This is a genomic window from Bradyrhizobium sp. Bra78, assembly GCF_024519855.1.
In the GTDB taxonomy this organism is placed as follows: domain Bacteria; phylum Pseudomonadota; class Alphaproteobacteria; order Rhizobiales; family Xanthobacteraceae; genus Bradyrhizobium; species Bradyrhizobium japonicum_G.
In genome coordinates this window covers 76,702-92,915 of record NZ_JALJRE010000006.1, presented here as the reverse complement: position 1 = coordinate 92,915, position 16,214 = coordinate 76,702, and the positions used below count along the sequence as shown (strand labels likewise).

The 16,214-nt window shown below is 65.2% G+C and carries 14 protein-coding genes; 2 read left to right on the top strand and 12 right to left on the bottom strand.

Translation table 11 applies throughout. The annotated features are described in order from the left end of the window. The first annotated feature begins 17 nt into the window (after positions 1-17). A complete protein-coding gene (locus OC450_RS15520; RefSeq protein WP_262048234.1) occupies positions 18-1,106 on the top strand; it encodes a Zn-dependent alcohol dehydrogenase in 1,089 nt (362 codons plus the stop codon). Between the two features lie 10 nt (positions 1,107-1,116). Here OC450_RS15520 and OC450_RS15515 read toward each other — a convergent pair whose 3' ends face one another. The 12 genes from OC450_RS15515 to OC450_RS15460 form a co-directional block, all read right to left on the bottom strand. After that, positions 1,117-1,392, bottom strand: coding sequence for a DUF1488 family protein (locus tag OC450_RS15515; RefSeq protein WP_211381953.1), 276 nt, complete (start codon positions 1,390-1,392; stop codon positions 1,117-1,119). A gap of 77 nt (positions 1,393-1,469) precedes the next feature. After that, entirely contained in the window at positions 1,470-2,939 is a 1,470-nt protein-coding gene (locus OC450_RS15510) for an AMP nucleosidase (protein ID WP_211381952.1), read from the bottom strand. Positions 2,940-3,050: 111 nt separating this feature from the next. Beyond that, positions 3,051-4,385, bottom strand: coding sequence for an HlyD family type I secretion periplasmic adaptor subunit (locus OC450_RS15505; protein ID WP_211381951.1), 1,335 nt, complete (start codon positions 4,383-4,385; stop codon positions 3,051-3,053). After that, entirely contained in the window at positions 4,382-6,127 is a 1,746-nt protein-coding gene (locus tag OC450_RS15500) for a type I secretion system permease/ATPase (RefSeq protein WP_211381950.1), read from the bottom strand. The genes OC450_RS15505 and OC450_RS15500 overlap by 4 nt, the downstream gene beginning before the upstream one ends. 263 nt (positions 6,128-6,390) lie before the next feature. After that, complete coding sequence (locus OC450_RS15495; RefSeq protein WP_256805584.1) at positions 6,391-6,660, bottom strand: GlsB/YeaQ/YmgE family stress response membrane protein; 270 nt, start codon at positions 6,658-6,660, stop codon at positions 6,391-6,393. Between the two features lie 94 nt (positions 6,661-6,754). Continuing rightward, on the bottom strand, positions 6,755-7,732 hold the full coding sequence (locus OC450_RS15490) for an ABC transporter ATP-binding protein (RefSeq protein WP_262048233.1): 978 nt from the start codon (positions 7,730-7,732) through the stop codon (positions 6,755-6,757). Continuing rightward, positions 7,729-9,144, bottom strand: a complete 1,416-nt coding sequence (locus OC450_RS15485) for an amidase (protein WP_262048232.1) — start codon at positions 9,142-9,144, stop codon at positions 7,729-7,731. Before OC450_RS15485 ends, OC450_RS15490 begins: the two co-directional genes overlap by 4 nt. Beyond that, positions 9,141-9,338 carry a hypothetical protein gene (locus OC450_RS15480; protein WP_018321359.1) on the bottom strand — a complete coding sequence of 66 codons (198 nt, stop codon included), beginning with the start codon at positions 9,336-9,338 and terminating at the stop codon, positions 9,141-9,143. The genes OC450_RS15485 and OC450_RS15480 overlap by 4 nt, the downstream gene beginning before the upstream one ends. Further along, entirely contained in the window at positions 9,335-10,396 is a 1,062-nt protein-coding gene (locus OC450_RS15475) for an ABC transporter ATP-binding protein (RefSeq protein WP_256805582.1), read from the bottom strand. The genes OC450_RS15480 and OC450_RS15475 overlap by 4 nt, the downstream gene beginning before the upstream one ends. Positions 10,397-10,398: 2 nt before the next feature. After that, on the bottom strand, positions 10,399-11,301 hold the full coding sequence (locus tag OC450_RS15470; protein ID WP_211381945.1) for an ABC transporter permease: 903 nt from the start codon (positions 11,299-11,301) through the stop codon (positions 10,399-10,401). 210 nt (positions 11,302-11,511) lie between these two features. Continuing rightward, a complete protein-coding gene (locus OC450_RS15465; protein ID WP_211381944.1) occupies positions 11,512-12,465 on the bottom strand; it encodes an ABC transporter permease in 954 nt (317 codons plus the stop codon). Between the two features lie 190 nt (positions 12,466-12,655). Next, positions 12,656-14,311 (bottom strand): ABC transporter substrate-binding protein, encoded by a 1,656-nt coding sequence (locus OC450_RS15460; protein ID WP_262048231.1) that lies wholly within the window; start codon positions 14,309-14,311, stop codon positions 12,656-12,658. A gap of 213 nt (positions 14,312-14,524) precedes the next feature. On the opposite strand from OC450_RS15460, the gene OC450_RS15455 reads away from it, so the two are divergent. Then, positions 14,525-16,120 carry an ABC transporter substrate-binding protein gene (locus tag OC450_RS15455; protein WP_256805580.1) on the top strand — a complete coding sequence of 532 codons (1,596 nt, stop codon included), beginning with the start codon at positions 14,525-14,527 and terminating at the stop codon, positions 16,118-16,120. Positions 16,121-16,214 lie beyond the last annotated feature (94 nt).

Genomic DNA, 16,214 nt, shown 5'->3' with positions numbered 1-16,214 from the left:
GCGACAGGGAGTGCTCGATGAAGGCCGCCGTCCTCCACGAAGTCAACAAGCCGCTGGTCATCGAGGATGTCAGCCTGCCGAAGCCGGGCCCACGCGAAGTCCTGATCCGCACCTCTGTCGCAGGCTTATGCCACTCCGATCTGCACTTCATGGAAGGCCTTTACCCGCATCCGCTGCCTGCAGTGCTCGGGCATGAATCGGCCGGTGTCGTCGAGCAGGTCGGCGCCGACGTCACTTACGTGAAGCCGGGCGATCACGTCGTCACCTGCCTGTCGGTGTTCTGCGGCACCTGCGACAATTGCACCACGGGCCGCACGGTGCTCTGCACCGACACGACGGTGAAGCTGCTGCCGGGCGTCTCCAATCGTATGCAATGGTCCAGACCTGAGAAGCTGCACCAGTTCCTCAATCTCTCCTCCTTTGCCGAGCAGATGCTGGTGCACGAGAACGCCATCGTCAAAATCCGGAAGGAGATGCCGCTCGATCTCGCCGCGCTGATCGGCTGCGGCGTCATCACCGGCTACGGCGCGGTCGTGAACACGGCCAAGGTGACCGCCGGCGAGACCGTGGCGGTAATCGGCTGCGGCGGCGTCGGCATGGCCGCGATCAACGGCGCACAGATCGCGGGCGCCGGCCGCATCATCGCCATCGACACCAACCCGGCCAAGCTCCAGCTCGCGACCAAGCTGGGGGCTACCGACATCATCAACCCCGCCGACGGCGACGTCGTGAAGCAGGTCCGCGACCTCACCAATGGCGGCGTACACCATTCCTTCGAGGTGCTCGGCCGCAAGGAGACCGCCGAGCAGGCCTTCGGCATGCTCGCCTCGGGCGGCACGGCCACCATCGTCGGCATGATCCCGTTCGGCCAGAAGATCGAGCTGCACGGCTTCGACTTCCTGCGTGAGCGCCGGATCCAGGGCTCGTCGATGGGCTCCAACCATTTTCGCGTCGACATGCCGCGGCTGGTGGACTTCTACCTGCGCGGCCGGCTGCATCTGGAGGACTGGATCTCGGCCAAGCTGAAGCTCTCCGAGATCAACGAAGGTTTTGCCAACATGAAGGCCGGCAAGACGCTGCGCAGCGTGATCATGTTCGACAGCTGAAGCGCGGCGATCACCGTCCCAGATGTCGGGTAAAGATCCGCACCACATGGCCCCTGACCCGCGGCGCCTCGTCGTAGAGGTCTGACGCGATCCGCTCGATGGACTCGCGCAGCGACAGGAACTGCGCCTGTCGCGCGCTGCTTTCGGTGCCCTGCATGCCCGCAAGCTCGTCCATCGCGGCGTCGCTGATCTGGCACTGTACGACGTCGCCCTCGCTCAGCATGGTGAAGCGAAAGGCCAGCCGTTCGAGATCATGACCAATGATCTTGTCGCGCATCAGCGGCATGGAAAACGGTCCGGTCGGCCCCGCGCCGACAATGCCCAGGATTCCCCGGCTTGTCAGCCGCAAGGAGGTACTAGTCCCTACTGGAACGCGACTTCGGCAAAACTGCGGAGCTTTCGCGAATGCAGCCGCTCCGATTCCTGCTGCTTGAGCCGTTCCAGCGCCTTCAGGCCGATCTCGAGATGCTGCCCGACGCGGCGGCGATAGAACTCGCTGGCCATCCCCGCTAGCTTGATCTCGCCGTGCAGCGGCTTATCGGAGACGCATAGCAGCGTGCCGTAGGGGACGCGGAAGCGGTAGCCGTTGGCGGCGATCGCGGCCGATTCCATGTCGAGCGCAACTGCGCGTGATTGCGACAGGCGGCGGATCACCTCAGGCCCGCTGATCTCCCAATTGCGGTTGTCGACGCTGGCGACCGTGCCTGTGCGCATCAGGCGCTTGAGCTCGAAACCCTCGAGGCCCGTGACGTCTTCGACGGCGTCCTCGAGCGCGATCTGCATTTCGGCGAGCGCCGGGATCGGCACCCATGGCGGCAGCTCGCGGTCGAGCACGTGATCCTCGCGCACATAGCCGTGGGCGAGCACGTAGTCGCCGAGCCGCTGCGTGTTGCGCAGGCCCGCGCAATGGCCGAGCATCAGCCAGGCATGGGGCCGCAGCACGGCGACGTGGTCCGTGACGTTGCGCGCGTTGGACGGTCCGGTGCCGATGTTGATGAGAGTGATGCCGCGATAGCCGGGCTCGACCAGATGAAACGCCGGCATCTGCGGCGTCCGCGCGGGCGCGATGCCCGTTGTGGCGCCGCCGCTGCGCGTGATCACATTGCCGGGCGCGACGAAGGCGTCGAGGCCGGCTTCGCCGGACTGAAGCCGCTGCTGGCAGAGCTGCGCGAAGGCGTCGACATAGAACTGGTAGTTGGTGAAGATCACGAAGTTCTGGAAATATTCGGGGTCCGTGCCGGTGTAGTGGTAGAGCCGGCGCAGCGAGTAGTCGACGCGGGCCGCCCGAAACAGCGACAGCGGCTCGGGCGCGCCGGGCTGGAGCGCGAAGGTGCCGTCGGCGATGGCATCGTCCATGGTGGCCAAATCAGGCACGTCGAACGCATCGCGCAGCGACCGTGTGACGGCGGAGTTCTCGCTGGTGGTGATGGCGGCCTCAATGTTGATGTCGCGGCGATAGGCGAAGTGAACGGGGATCGGCTCGCTGGACTCGCCGATCTCGACCGGCACACCGTGATTCTGGATCAACAATCCGATCTGCTCGGTAAGGTAGGTCCGGAACAGATCCGGCCTGGTCACGCTGGTCTCATGCACGCCGGGCCGGGCCACGAAGCCGTAGGCGAGACGCGAATCCAGCCGCGCATGCGTCGCGGTGGTGACGCGGACCAGGGGATAATAGGCCCGCATGCGCGCCGTGATCGCTTCGCCGTTGACATAGGCCTCGAACCGGTCGCGCAGGAATTTCGTGTTGCGCTCGTAGATCTCTTCGAGCCGGGCGACCGCCGCGACCGCGTCGGAGAAGGATTCGGTGGCGATGGAGGGCGGGGTTTGCATGGTTCGACGCCGGGTTGCTGGGCTTTGAGTCGAACTATAGCAAGAATAGACCCGCGTCGTCATTGCGAGCTCTTCTTATCCTCCCCAGGAGGGCCGGGGAGGGCAAGCGCGTCACTTCTCCCGGAAGGCGCGCATGAACTGGTCGTGCAGCGGCTTCAGCAGATAGGACAGCATGGTGCGGTCACCGGTCTGGACGAAGGCTTCCGCCGGCATGCCCGGGATCAGCTTGGAGTCGCCGAGCTTGGCGACCTCTTCCGCGGATAGCGAGACGCGGATGGTGTAGTAGCTCTGGCCGGTGCGCTGGTCGGTGGTGACGTCGGGCGAGACGCGGCTGACGACGCCGTTGAGCTCCGGCGTAGTGCGCTGGTTGAAGGCGGACAGGCGCAGCAGCGTCTTCTGGCCGATCTGGAGCTTGTCGATATCGACGGGATTGACCTTGGCCTCGACCTGGAGGTCGTCGGCCTGCGGCACGATCAGCATCAGGGTGTCACCCGCGGTGATGACGCCGCCGACCGTGTGGACGGTCGATTGCAGCACCATTCCGTCCTGCGGCGCGCGGATGTCGACGCGGCGAAGTTGGTCTTCAGCCGCGACCTTGCGCTCGATCAGCTCGCCGATCTTGTCGTTGGTCTCGCGCAAATCCTTGGAGACCTCGCTCACCATGTCCTTGTCGACCTGGATGATCTGAAGCTCGGTCTCGGTGATCTTGCCCTTGGCCTGCGCGCGCGATGCGATGTATTGCGCGCGTTCTCCATTGAGGCGGGCACTGTCGCGCTCGAGCGTGGTCAGGCGCGAGATCTGGACCAGATGCTTGTCGTAGAGATCGCGGACACCGGTGAGCTCCTGCTGCACCAGCGAGATTTCCTTGTCCTTGGCCCTCTCCTGCGCGGAGAGGCCCTCGATCTCCTCGTTGAGCTGCTGGATGCGCTCCCGAAGCTGCGCCTTCTGGCCGGCGCGGCCGTTGACGCGGACGTCGAACAGCTTGGTTTCGGCGGAAAGAAGGTTCTTGACGTCGGGATCGTTGCCGCGATCGAGCAGCGATTGCGGGAACTCGATCCTGTCGACGCCACGCTGCTCGGCCTGGAGCCTCGCCGTGCGCGCCAGGGCGGCATCGAGATTCTTGGTGACGATGGCGAGGTTCGCCTTGGTGACGGTGTCGTCGAGCCGCACCACGACATCGCCCGCCTTGACGACGTCGCCGTCGCGGGCGCGCACTTCGCCGACCACGCCGCCGGTCGGATGCTGCACCTTCTTGACGTTGGATTCGACCACGATCTGGCCCGGCGCGATCAGCGCGCCCGAGATCTGCACGGTCGATGACCAGCCGCCAAGGCCGACGGCCAGAACCAGCACGATCGCGAGGCCGAGAAACAGGTGAAACCTGATGGATTCCCGCACGGTCCTCTTTGCTGCGGGCTTCGCGCCGCCGATGGCCATCGTGCTCATGCCTTGGCTCCGCCTTCGCTGACGATCTTGATCGGGGCCGGCGGGGTCACGCGCGGCTGGAGCACCTGGGCGAGCACCTGCTCCTTCGGTCCAAAGGCCTGCATGCGGCCGTCGCGCAGCACCAGGATCTGGTCGACCGCCTCGACGCCGATCGGGCGGTGCGCCACCACGATGACGATGGCGCCGCGCTCGCGCGCGCTGCGGATCGCGCGCGTCAGCGCCTCGTCGCCTTCGGTGTCGAGATTGGAATTGGGCTCGTCGAGCACGACCAGGAACGGGCTGCCGTAGAGCGCGCGCGCCAGCGCCACGCGCTGCGCCTGGCCTGCCGAGAGTGCGGTGCCCTGCTCACCGACCTGCGTGTTGTAGCCCTCGCGCATCTTGATGATCATCTCGTGCACGCCGGCCTCTTTCGCCGCGGCGATGATGCCGTCGGAGATGGCGTCGGGGTCGAACCGGCTGATGTTCTGCGCGATGGTGCCGCCGAACAATTCGACGTCCTGCGGCAGATAGCCGATGTGGCGGCCGAGCATGTCGGACGACCACTGGTCGAGCGCCGCGCCGTCGAGCCGCACCTTGCCGCGCACCGGCTGCCAGACGCCGACCAGCGCGCGGATCAGGGACGACTTGCCGGAGCCGCTCGGTCCGATCACTCCAAGTCCATTGCCGGCTTCGAGCGCAAAGGTGATGTCCTGCACGATGAGGCGCTGGTCGCCCGGCGGCACCATGGCGACGCCCTCGACGGCGAGGCGGCTGGTGGGCGCCTGCAACTGGGTCGGCATCGTCTGCGCCGGCATCTGCTCCAGAAGACGGCTCAGGCGGTGCCAGCTCTGGCGGGCCGCGACGAAGGACTTCCAGTGGGCAATCGCAAGATCGACCGGCGCGAGCGCACGCGCGGAAAGGATCGAGCCGGCGATGATGATGCCGGCGGTCGCCTCCTGGTGGATGACGAGATAGGCGCCGACCGCGAGCACGGCCGATTGCAGCATCATGCGCAGCACTTTTGCGACCGCGCCGAGACCGCCGGCGACGTCGCTCGCACGCTGGTTGCCGGCGAGGTATTTTTCGTTGGCCTCGCTCCAGCGCTGGTTCATCCGGCCGGCCATGCCCATCGACACCATGACTTCGGCGTTGCGGCGGCTGGCCTGGGCAAGATCGTTGCGCTGGGCGGCGAGCCCCATCGCGTCGCGCGCCGGCTGGCGGGACATGAACTCGGTGACCAGCGTCAACCCGACCAGGATGACGGCGCCGACCAGCGCGGTGACGCCGATCATGACGTGGAAGGCGAAGCAGATGGCGAGATAGAGCGGCAGCCAGGGCAGGTCGAAGAACGCGCTCGGTCCCATGCCGCCGAGGAAGGAGCGGACATTGTCGAGATCGCGCAGCGGCTGAAGGCCCTCGTTGCGGTTGCCGACAAGCAGCGGCAGGCGCACGATGGTGTCGAACACACGCCTGTTCAGGGCCTCGTCGAGCGCGGTGCCGATCCGGCCCAAGATCCGGTTGCGGATCATGTCGAGCACGCCCTGCGCCATGTAGAGGAAGCTGGCGAGGACGATCAGGCCGACCAGGGTCGGAATGCTGCGGCTCGGCAGCACCCGGTCGTAGACCTCCAGCATGAAGATCGACCCGGTCAGATAGAGCAGGTTGATCATGCAGCTCATCAAGCCGACGCCGACAAACGCCGTGCGACAAGCGCGCAGCGCGTCACCGAGTTCTGAGCGACGAACGCCGGGTACGGCTGCCATCAGTCTGATCTCTTTCGGGTGGGGGCCAAAGCCCCTGATTTCAAAGGCAATTTCAGGAGTAATCGACCCGGATTAACATCGCGTTTTCGGCCCTCGTCCAACGCGGCTGAATCAACCCGATCCCCTGTGGGGGCACATCACCCCCTGATGGCCCCGCGCGCAAGTCCGGAATCACACAGTCTTGCGGCTTTTTCTTGCAGACATGTCACCCCTCCCCGGGCGGGGAGAGGTCGAAATCTTGATCAATTGAACCCGGGGCGCCGCTACAACCGGCCGCCGCCGCGTACCAGCCGCACCACCAGCAGCAGGATGACCGCGCCGATCGCGGAATAGACGATCTCGGACACCAGGCCGGTGCCGATGCGAATGCCGAGCTTCGGGAACAGGAAGCTGGCCACAAACGCGCCGGCAATGCCGATCACGATATCGCCGATGATGCCGAAACCCGCGCCCCGCACTACCTTGCCGGCCAGCCAGCCGGCGACCAGGCCGACGAACAGGATGACAAGCAGGCCTTCATTGGAAATGTACATAAGTGAGGTCCCTCTCCGTGAACCGTCCTATGGAACCGGAACGGGGATGAATGACGTGTGAATGTTCCCCCGCTGCCAGATTGCCGTCCAGGTATCAGGAGAGCGCGGGGACCGGCTCCGCCAACACACATCGTGCCGCCCGGCTCGGCCCGATCTCCACGTTCTCGGGCAGTTGCTCCAGGCAGCGCGGCTGAGCCACCGAACAGCGGGGCGCGAAGGAGCAGTTGTGGGGCTTCTCGGCCAGCGAGGGCGGGGTACCGGGGATGGTTTCGAGGCGCTGCCCCCGCTTGGCGCCGTGGATGGTGGAGGCGAGCAGGCCCTTGGCGTAGGGGTGCACCGGGCTGCGGACGATGTCGCGCAAGCTCCCCTGCTCCACGATCTGGCCGGCATACATCACCGCGACGCAGTCACAGATCTCGATGGCGACACCGATGTCGTGGGTGACGAAGATGACGGACATGCCGAACTCGCGTTGAAGCTCGCGCAGCAACAGCAGGATCTGGATCTGCACGGTGGCATCGAGCGCCGTGGTCGGCTCGTCCGCCAGCAGGATTTTTGGTCGGCAGGCGAGCGCCAGCGCGATCATCGCGCGCTGACGCATGCCGCCGGACATTTCATGCGGATAGGCGTCGAGGCGACGCTTCGCGCTGGGAATGCGCACGACCTCGAGCATTTCGAGCGCCCTCGCCCTGCCCTCCGCATAAGACTTGCCTTCGTGACGCACCACGCTTTCGGCGATCTGCGCGCCGATGGTGTAGACCGGATCGAGCGCGAGCGCGGGTTCCTGGAAGATCATCGACACGGTCTGGCCGCGGAACGACGAGAGCTGCTCGTCGTTCATGGCGAGCACGTCGCGGCCCATGACATTGACCTTGCCCGAAATCTGCGTCCGCTTCTTCGGAAGCAGCCGCATCAGCGCGCGCAAGGTCACGCTCTTGCCCGAACCGGACTCGCCGAGTAGGCCCAGCACCTCGCCGTCGCCGAGCGAGAGGCTGAGATCGTTCACTGCATAGACCGTGCGTTCGCCGGTGAAGCGGATGTTGAGGCCTGAAATCTCGACGAGCTTTGTCATGACGGGAGTTTCGGCAGCCTGTCGTGATAGTCGGTGACGCGCTGGAATGCGGCGCCGATGGTGAGCAAGGTCGCCTCATCGAAAGAGCGGCCGATCAGCTGCATGCCGATCGGCAGGCCGCTTTTGGTGAAGCCCGAGGGCACGGTGAGCGACGGCAGGCCGAGGAAGTTCACCGGGCGGGTGAACAGCGTCAGCCGCTGCAACAGCGCCGGCGCGTTCGGTCCGCCACCGACGTCGCTTTCGTCGATCGTCGGCGCCGGCACCGGCGAGGCCGGCGCGATCACCGCGTCGACCTTCGCCGTGGCCGCATTGTGCGCGGCGAGCGCCGGGCCGCGCCAGCGCATCGCCTCGAGATAGGTGATGGCGGGAACCGCGAGCCCGTTCTGGAGCCGCATCAGGACCTGCGGGCCGTAATCCTGCGGCCGCTCGATCATCCAGCGCTTGTGGAAGGCGGCAGCTTCCGCCGCGAGCACGAGCTGGCTTGCCGCCGACAATTGCCGCTGGTCCGGCAATTCGACCGTGACGATGTCGGCGCCCTCGCGCTTGAGCACGGCGATGGTCTCGTCCAGCACGCGCGCGACCTCGCTGTCGAGATCGTCGACATAGAAGGACGCGGGCACGCCGATCTTCAGGCCTTTGAGCGACCCCCTGGTCGCGCCGACATAGTCCGACAGCGGTTCGTGGCTACAGGTCGAGTCCGCAGGATCGGGGCCGGCCATCATCGCCAGCAACAGGGCACAGTCTTCGGCAGTGCGGGCGAGCGGACCGACCGTGTCGAGCGATTGCGACAGCGGCATCGCGCCGGCACGGCTGACGCGGCCGACCGTGGTCTTCAGCCCGGTGACACCGCAGAAATGCGCGGGCATGCGAATCGAGCCGCCGGTATCCGAGCCGAGCGCCGCGTAGGTCAGCCGCGCGGCGACCGCCGAGCCGGAGCCGGACGACGAGCCGCCGGTGATATGCGCGACGTTCCAGGGATTGCGCACCGGGCCGTAATGGGCGTTGTGGCCGGTCGGACCATAGGCGAATTCGGCGAGATGCAGCGTGCCGAGCCGAACCTGACCGGCGTCCTTCAGCCGCTGCAAGGCGGTGGACGTCACGGTCGGCACAAAATCGCGGCGGATCAGCGAGCCGCAAGTCGAGACCTTGCCGGCGTCATAATACATATCCTTGTGCGCGAGCGGCACGCCATGCAGCGGCCCGCGAACCTCGCCTTTGGCGAGCTCGGCGTCGGCAACCTCGGCGGCCTTCAACGCTGCCTCTGATTCAATCGACATGAAGGCGTTGAGATGCGGTTGCCATTGCGCGATGCGGTGAAGCAGCGCGCGCGTCACCTCATGGGAGGACACCTGCTTCATCGCGAGCGCGCGCGCGACCTCGGTGAGCGTCATCAATGCAGGCTCGGTGCTCATTTCGACACCTTTTGCGTCTGCGCGATCGGATAGAGCGCGGGCTCGAGATCGAACGGCAGCGTGCCGGCGATGGCCGCAAAGCCCTCGAAGGCCGGCCCGATGGAATTGGAGATGCGCGTCGCGATCTCGTCATCCACGGGGACGCCGGCGATTTGCGCGATCGGCTTGATCTCTTTTGGTGTCGGTCTCGTCATGCGGTCTTCTCCCTGGGCGCGCGGCTATGGCCTGAACCCGGAATTACCATGTAGCACGCGGCCTCGTGGCCCATTGTATCGAGCGCTGTGAGCTTTGGTGTCGCATTTGCGCAGAGCGGCTCCGCAAACGGGCAACGGGTGTGGAAGCGACAGCCCGACGGCGGATCGATCGGATTGGGCGGATCGCCCGTGATCGGCGGCGTCTCGGTGCGCCTGTCCGGGTCCGAGGACGGCATCGCGGCAAGAAGTGCGCGTGTATAGGGATGGGCCGGCTGGTCCCAGACCTGGTCGACCGGACCAAGCTCGACGACCTCGCCGAGATACATCACCAGCACACGATCGCTGATGTAGCGCACGACGTTGAGGTCGTGGCTGATGAAGAGATAGGTCAGCCCGAACTCGCGCTTGAGGTCGGCAAGCAGGTTGAGCACCTGCGCCTCGACGGATTTGTCGAGCGCCGAGACGGCTTCGTCGAGGATCACCAGCCGCGGCGACAGCGCCAGCGCCCGCGCGATGTTGACGCGCTGACGCTGGCCGCCGGAAATTTCATGCGGATAGCGATTGGCGAAGTTTGCAGGTACCAGGCCGACCTTGCCGAGCAGCTCGCGCGCCAGCGCACGTGCTGCGCCGTCGGCCATGCCGTGGACCTTGGGGCCGAAGGCGATGGATTCCTCGATCGTCAGGCGCGGATTGAGCGAGGCGTAGGAATCCTGGAACACCATCTGCATGCCGCGGCGCAATTCGCGCAGCGACAAGGACTGACCGACGGCCATGCCGTCATAGATGATGTCGCCGGTGTCGCGCGGCATCAGATGCATCAGGAGCCGCGCGGTGGTCGACTTGCCGCAGCCGGATTCTCCGACGATGCCGACCGTCTCACCCTTGGCGACGGAAAACGAGACATTGTCGACGGCGCGCACGGTGCGCTTCGCGGCGAAGAGCCCGCCACGCACGGGGAAGTGTTTTGTCAGGCCGTTGACCTGGAGCAGCGGCTGCGCGACGCCGCCAAGGTCTTCGATCGGCTCCAGCATGGCGAGGGAAGCGTTGGTATCGCTCATGGCTAGTTCCTGATGTCCATGGCGCTGCGCAGGCCGTCCGAGAGCAGGTTGAAGCAGATCGAGACCGCAAAGATCATCGCGCCCGGAAGCGCTGCGACCCACGGATTGACGTAGATCGCGGTCCGCAGCGTGTTGAGCATCAGGCCCCATTCCGGCTCCGGCGGCTTGGTGCCGAGGCCGAGGAAGGAGAGACCGGCGGCCAGGATCATCGAGACCGAGATCAGGCTGGTGGCATAGACGAAGATCGCGCCCAGCACGTTGCCGAGGATGTGCACGCGCATGATGGTGAAGGGTCCCGCGCCGGAGGCCCGCGCAGCCTCGACGAAATCCATGTTGCGCACGCCGGTGGTGACACTTTCCGCGACGCGCGTGATCTGCGGCACGAACACGACGGTCAACGACACGATGGAGTTGAGGATACCCGCTCCCAGCGCGCCGGAGATCGCGATCGCGAGCAGCACCGAGGGGAACGCGTAGAACACATCGATCGTGCGCATGATCGCGGTGTTGAGCTTGCCGCCGACGTAACCTGCGACGAGTCCGAGCGAGGTGCCGATGCCGAAGGCGAGGATCACCGGCAGGATGCCGATGAGGAGCGACAGCCGTCCGCCATAGATCAGGCGCGCCAGCATGTCGCGGCCGAGCTCGTCGGTGCCGAGCGGATAGCCGACCGTTCCGATGTGGCGGAGGCGGCGGATCATCGAGCCCTTGTAGGGGTCCTCCAGCCCGAGCCAGGGCGCGATCACCGCGGACAGGAAGATCAGCAGCAGCACCATCGCGCAAACCATGCTGACCTTGTCGCGCCGGATGCGGCGGCCGACGGTCGCCCAATAGCCGCGCGCCTTGGTCGCGGGCGCGGCCTGCAGCGCGGCATCGCTGGTGGCAGACAACGGAAGCTCGCTCATCGGCTAGCTCCCAATGGACGTTGGTTCGATAGGTGCATGCCAAGGATGCAGTGCACCTCGCCCGCTTGCGGGAGAGGTCGGCGCGCTGCGCCGGGTGAGGGTTCTCTCCTCTGGGGGATACTCGATTGAGGAGACACCCTCTCCCCAACCCTCCCCGCGCAAGCGGGGGAGGGAGCGCACTTTTTGTGTGGCTACGGCTGGGCTCATTGGCTAGCCCCGCTTGATGCGCGGATCGATCGCGGCTTGCGCGATGTCGACCAGCAGATTGAGGAAGACGAAGAACAGCGCCAGCACCAGGATCGTGCCCTGGAGCAGTGGCAGGTCGCGCTGGAAGATTGCCGAATTGAGCAGGAAGCCCGAGCCCGGCCAGGAGAACACGGTTTCGATCAGGATCGAACCGCCGAGCATGTAGCCCAGCTGAAGTCCCATCACCGCGAGCGCCGTCGGCGCGGCGTTCTTGATGACGTGGCGGAACACGCCGGTTTCGTGCAAGCCTTTTGCACGCAACGCCTCGACGAAATCCTGGCTGAGAATATCGCCAGTCAGCGCGCGCACCGTGCGGGTGACGATGCCCATCGGGATCACCGAGGTCGTGATCGCCGGGAGCACGAGGTATTTCAGGTGCGCCCAGTCCCAGGCCCAGGAGTTTGAGCCGTTGGGCCCGGCGCCGACCGCGGGCAGCCAGTTCAGCTGGACCGAGAAGATGATGACCAGCACCATGCCGAGCCAGTAATGCGGCACCGACACGCCGGCGATCGCAAAGGAGGTCGCGAGCTTGTCGATCCAGGTCTCGCGAAAATAGCCGGCGATCAGGCCGAGCAGGATGCCCATCGTGAAGCCGATGATGGCGGCGGCAATCGCGAGCGTCACGGTATTGCTGACCGCGCGCATGACCTCGGCGAGCACAGGGCGGCCCGTGGCGATGGAATTGCCGAGATCGCCATGAAGGGCACGGAGCAGCCAAAGCCCGAACTGCACCGGCAGCGGCCGGTCGAAACCATAGGCGGTGCGAAGCTGCGCCGCGAGTTCCTGCGAGGCATCGGCCGGCAGCACCGCGACCAGCGGATCGCCCGGCGTGATGTGCACGAGCAGAAAGCACACCAGCGCCACGCTGATGACGATCGGTATGACGTAGACGATGCGTCTGGCGATATAGGCGAGCACGGATTAACCTGACGTGATGTCGCACGATTGGGTGCGCGGGCTTGAGTAAGGGACGCGAGATGCGAGAGTTCCCTCCCCCCTTGTGGGGGAGGGTTAGGGAGAGGGGTGGCGACACGGGGACCGCCCGTGTGGCCCCCCTTCCCCAACCCCTCCCCACGAGGGGGAGGGGAGCCCCACCAGCGTGCTCACCTCACTGCATCGACACCAGCGAGAAGTCGATGAACCAGCTCTTCGGCTGCACCACGCCCGTGACCTTCGGGCTGATGGCGCGGGGGCCGACGTCGTGGGCGACGTAGAGGAAGGCTGCGTCATCGACGGAGGCCGCGTGCAGCTCGGCGAGAGCCGCGTCGCGCGCGGCGGGATCGAAGGTCTGCCGCGCCTTCTTCACCAGCTCGTCGAATTTGGGGTTGTTGATGAAGCCCCAATTGTTCGAGACCGGCGGCGCCATGCCGGACTGAAGGAAGCGCACCAGCGCGAAGAACGGGTCCATCGCCGCATAGGTGACGTTGGTCGCGTTCGAGCCGTTGGCGCTGGGGTCCTTGGCGCCGCGGCGCCAGTTGGTGAACAGCGTATTCCACTCGATGACGTCGAGCTGCACGTCGAAATAGCACTCGGCGAGCGCCTGCTGCAGATACTCGTTCATCGGCAGAGGCTGCATCTGGCCGGAGCCGGAGGCGGAAGTCTGCACCTTCACCGTCAGCTTCTTGTTCGGACCGAAGCCAGCCTCCTGCATCAGCTTTTGCGCGGCCGCCTTGTCATACTTGATCTCGAAGGTCGGCTTGCCGCGCCAGGGATGGCCGGGCTCGAACGTGCCGGTCGCGGGCACCATCAGGCCGGCGAGCAGGCCGTCCTTGAGGCCTTCGCGATCGACGCAGAGATTGGCCGCCTTGCGGACCCGGATGTCGTTCCAGGGCGAGCCTTCCACGCGCGAGAACTGCCACGGCCAGACATGCGGCTGCTCGTTGGCATAGAGCTTGAAGCCGCGCTGCTTGAGCTCGGGCAGCGCGTCGGGCGCGGGCGCTTCGACCCAATCGACCTGGCCCGAAAGCAACGCCGCGGTACGCGCGTTGGCTTCCGGCATCGGCAAGAGCACCATCTTGTCGATCTTGGGCACGCGCGCCTTGTCCCAATAGCTCGCGTTCTTGACGAGCTCGAGCCGCTCACGCGGGGTGAAGCTCGCCATCTTCCACGGGCCGGTGCCCGCGGCGTCCTTTGCGAACGCGGTCCAGGCGGCCTGCGACTTCGCCTTGGCGTCGGCGCCTTCCGCCTTGTCGTAAAAATGCTGCCACTTCGCCGGGCTCGCCATGAAGAGGTTGGTGAGGTTGATTGGCAGGAAGCTGTCTGGCTCCTTGGTGGTGAGCTCGACGGTCATGTCGTCGATCTTCTTCGCGGACGCCAGCGTCGGCATGCGCGAGGCCGTGACGCCGACCTGGCTGGCGTCGAATTGCGGCGCGTCCTGCTTCAGCACCTTCTCGACGTTCCACACCACGGCATCGGCATTGAACGGCGAGCCGTCGTGAAAGGTGACGCCGGGGCGCAGCTTGAAAGTCCATTTGGTCTTGTCGGCATCGTCGACCTTCCACTCGGTCGCGAGCCCGGGGATCACCACGCTCGGCTTGTCGGCAGAAGACAGGTCCCAGCCGGTCAGCGCGTCATACATGGTGAGGCCGGTGAAGCGGTTGCCCTCAAAACCCTGATCGGGTTGGCCCAGCGTGCGCGGAATATCAGCAGCGGTCATGCCGATGCGCAGCACGGTGTCGGCATTGGCCACGCGCGGCCATGCGGCAGCACTCGTCAGAGCCAGCGCCGCAATCAACGCCGCGCGTGTGGTCTTCTTGATAAGCATCGACTCAATCCTTTTCCGGCCTACGATGATTAATTTTGATGCAATCGTATGCAATGGCTGTGCCAATGGGGAAACTTATTCTGCGAATTGCCCCTGCGACGACAAGTCCTTGTGATCAAGCGCAGGCAAAAGTACCGCGCTGCCTATTCTGGCATCAAGATTGCAAGTTTGGCTCCAACTTCTCCCTCGAATTTTCCCTCGGAGCTTTGGGCCATGCGTATCCGACTGACGATCTGTCTCGCCGTGCTTGCGCTGGCGGCTTCCGCAATCTCGGCGCGCGCCGAAACGGTGGTGCGCTACGGCATCTCGATGGCGGACATTCCGCTGACGACGGGCCAGCCTGATCGCGGCGCCGGCGCCTATCAGTTCACGGCCTACACGATCTACGATCCGCTCGTCGCCTGGGAGATGGACGTATCCGATCGGCCCGGCAAGCTGGTGCCGGGACTCGCGACCGAATGGAAGGTGGACGAGGCCGACAAGACCAAATGGCGCTTCGCTCTTCGTAAAGGCGTGAAGTTTCACGACGGCAGCGAATTCAACGCCGACGCTGTGATCTGGAATCTCGACAAGGTGCTCAACGACAAGGCGCCGCAATTCGACAAGCGGCAGAGCGCGCAGGTGAAGACCCGCCTGCCCTCGGTCGCGAGCTACGCCAAGATCGACGACTTCACGGTGGAGATCACCACCAAGACGGTCGATTCCTTCTTTCCCTATCAGATGCTGTGGTTCCTGGTGTCGAGTCCCGCGCAATACGAGAAGCTCGGCAAGGACTGGGACAAGTTCGCGAGCCAGCCTTCCGGCACCGGCCCGTTCAAATTGACCAAGCTGGTGCCGCGCGAGCTTGCGGAGCTGACCAAGAATCCGGACTACTGGAATAAGAAGCGCATTCCGAAGGTCGACAAGCTGGTGCTGGTGCCGATGCCGGAAGCGCTGACGCGCACCAACGCGCTGCTCGCCGGACAAGTGGACCTGATCGAGACGCCGGCGCCGGACGCCGTGCCGCAGCTCAAGGCCGCCGGCATGAAGATCGTCGACAACGTCACGCCGCATGTCTGGAACTATCACCTCAGCGTGCTGCCGGGCTCGCCCTGGACCGACATCCGCCTGCGCAAGGCGCTGAACCTCGCGATCGATCGCGAGGCGGTGGTCGGCCTGATGAACGGTCTGGCCAAGCCCGCCAAGGGCCAGGTCGATCCGTCCAGCCCGTGGTTCGGCAAGCCGAGCTTCGAGCTGAAATATGATCTGGCTGCGGCCAAGAAGCTGGTCGAGGAGGCCGGCTATTCGAAGGCCAAGCCACTGAAGACGACCTTCATCATCGCGCAGGGCGGCACCGGCCAGATGCTGTCGCTGCCGATGAACGAATTCCTGCAGCAGAGCTTCAAGGAGATCGGCATCGACATCGACTTCAAGGTGGTCGAGCTCGAGACGCTCTATACCCATTGGCGCAAGGGCGCGGCCGACGAGATGAACGCCGGCATCACCGCCAACAACATCGCCTATGTCACCTCCGACCCGCTCTACGCCATCGTCCGCTTCTTCGCCTCCGACCAGATCGCGCCTGTCGGCGTCAACTGGGGCGGCTACAAGAACCCGAAGGTCGACGCGCTGATCAACGAGGCCAAGCAGACCTTCGACACTGCCAAGCAGGACGATCTGATCGCGCAGGCACACGCGCTGATCGTGGACGATGCCGCGCTGGTGTGGGTCGTCCACGATACCAACCCGCATGCGCTGTCACCCAAGATCAAGCAGTTCGTCCAGGCGCAGCACTGGTTCCAGGACCTGACCACGATCGGGGTGGAGTGAGGGGGCACGCAACCTTCTGCCGTCGTCCTGGCGAAAGCCAGGACCTATTTCCCCAAGGAGTAGTTGCGGCGACAAGCTATTGACCACCGGCCTT

Coding starts and splice junctions, on each gene's coding strand:
- OC450_RS15520 (WP_262048234.1), top strand. CDS start 18: ATGAAGGCCGCCGTCCTCCACGAAGTCAACAAGCCGCTGGTCATCGAG.
- OC450_RS15515 (WP_211381953.1), bottom strand. CDS start 1,392: ATGCCGCTGATGCGCGACAAGATCATTGGTCATGATCTCGAACGGCTG.
- OC450_RS15510 (WP_211381952.1), bottom strand. CDS start 2,939: ATGCAAACCCCGCCCTCCATCGCCACCGAATCCTTCTCCGACGCGGTC.
- OC450_RS15505 (WP_211381951.1), bottom strand. CDS start 4,385: ATGAGCACGATGGCCATCGGCGGCGCGAAGCCCGCAGCAAAGAGGACC.
- OC450_RS15500 (WP_211381950.1), bottom strand. CDS start 6,127: ATGGCAGCCGTACCCGGCGTTCGTCGCTCAGAACTCGGTGACGCGCTG.
- OC450_RS15495 (WP_256805584.1), bottom strand. CDS start 6,660: ATGTACATTTCCAATGAAGGCCTGCTTGTCATCCTGTTCGTCGGCCTG.
- OC450_RS15490 (WP_262048233.1), bottom strand. CDS start 7,732: ATGACAAAGCTCGTCGAGATTTCAGGCCTCAACATCCGCTTCACCGGC.
- OC450_RS15485 (WP_262048232.1), bottom strand. CDS start 9,144: ATGAGCACCGAGCCTGCATTGATGACGCTCACCGAGGTCGCGCGCGCG.
- OC450_RS15480 (WP_018321359.1), bottom strand. CDS start 9,338: ATGACGAGACCGACACCAAAAGAGATCAAGCCGATCGCGCAAATCGCC.
- OC450_RS15475 (WP_256805582.1), bottom strand. CDS start 10,396: ATGAGCGATACCAACGCTTCCCTCGCCATGCTGGAGCCGATCGAAGAC.
- OC450_RS15470 (WP_211381945.1), bottom strand. CDS start 11,301: ATGAGCGAGCTTCCGTTGTCTGCCACCAGCGATGCCGCGCTGCAGGCC.
- OC450_RS15460 (WP_262048231.1), bottom strand. CDS start 14,311: ATGCTTATCAAGAAGACCACACGCGCGGCGTTGATTGCGGCGCTGGCT.
- OC450_RS15455 (WP_256805580.1), top strand. CDS start 14,525: ATGCGTATCCGACTGACGATCTGTCTCGCCGTGCTTGCGCTGGCGGCT.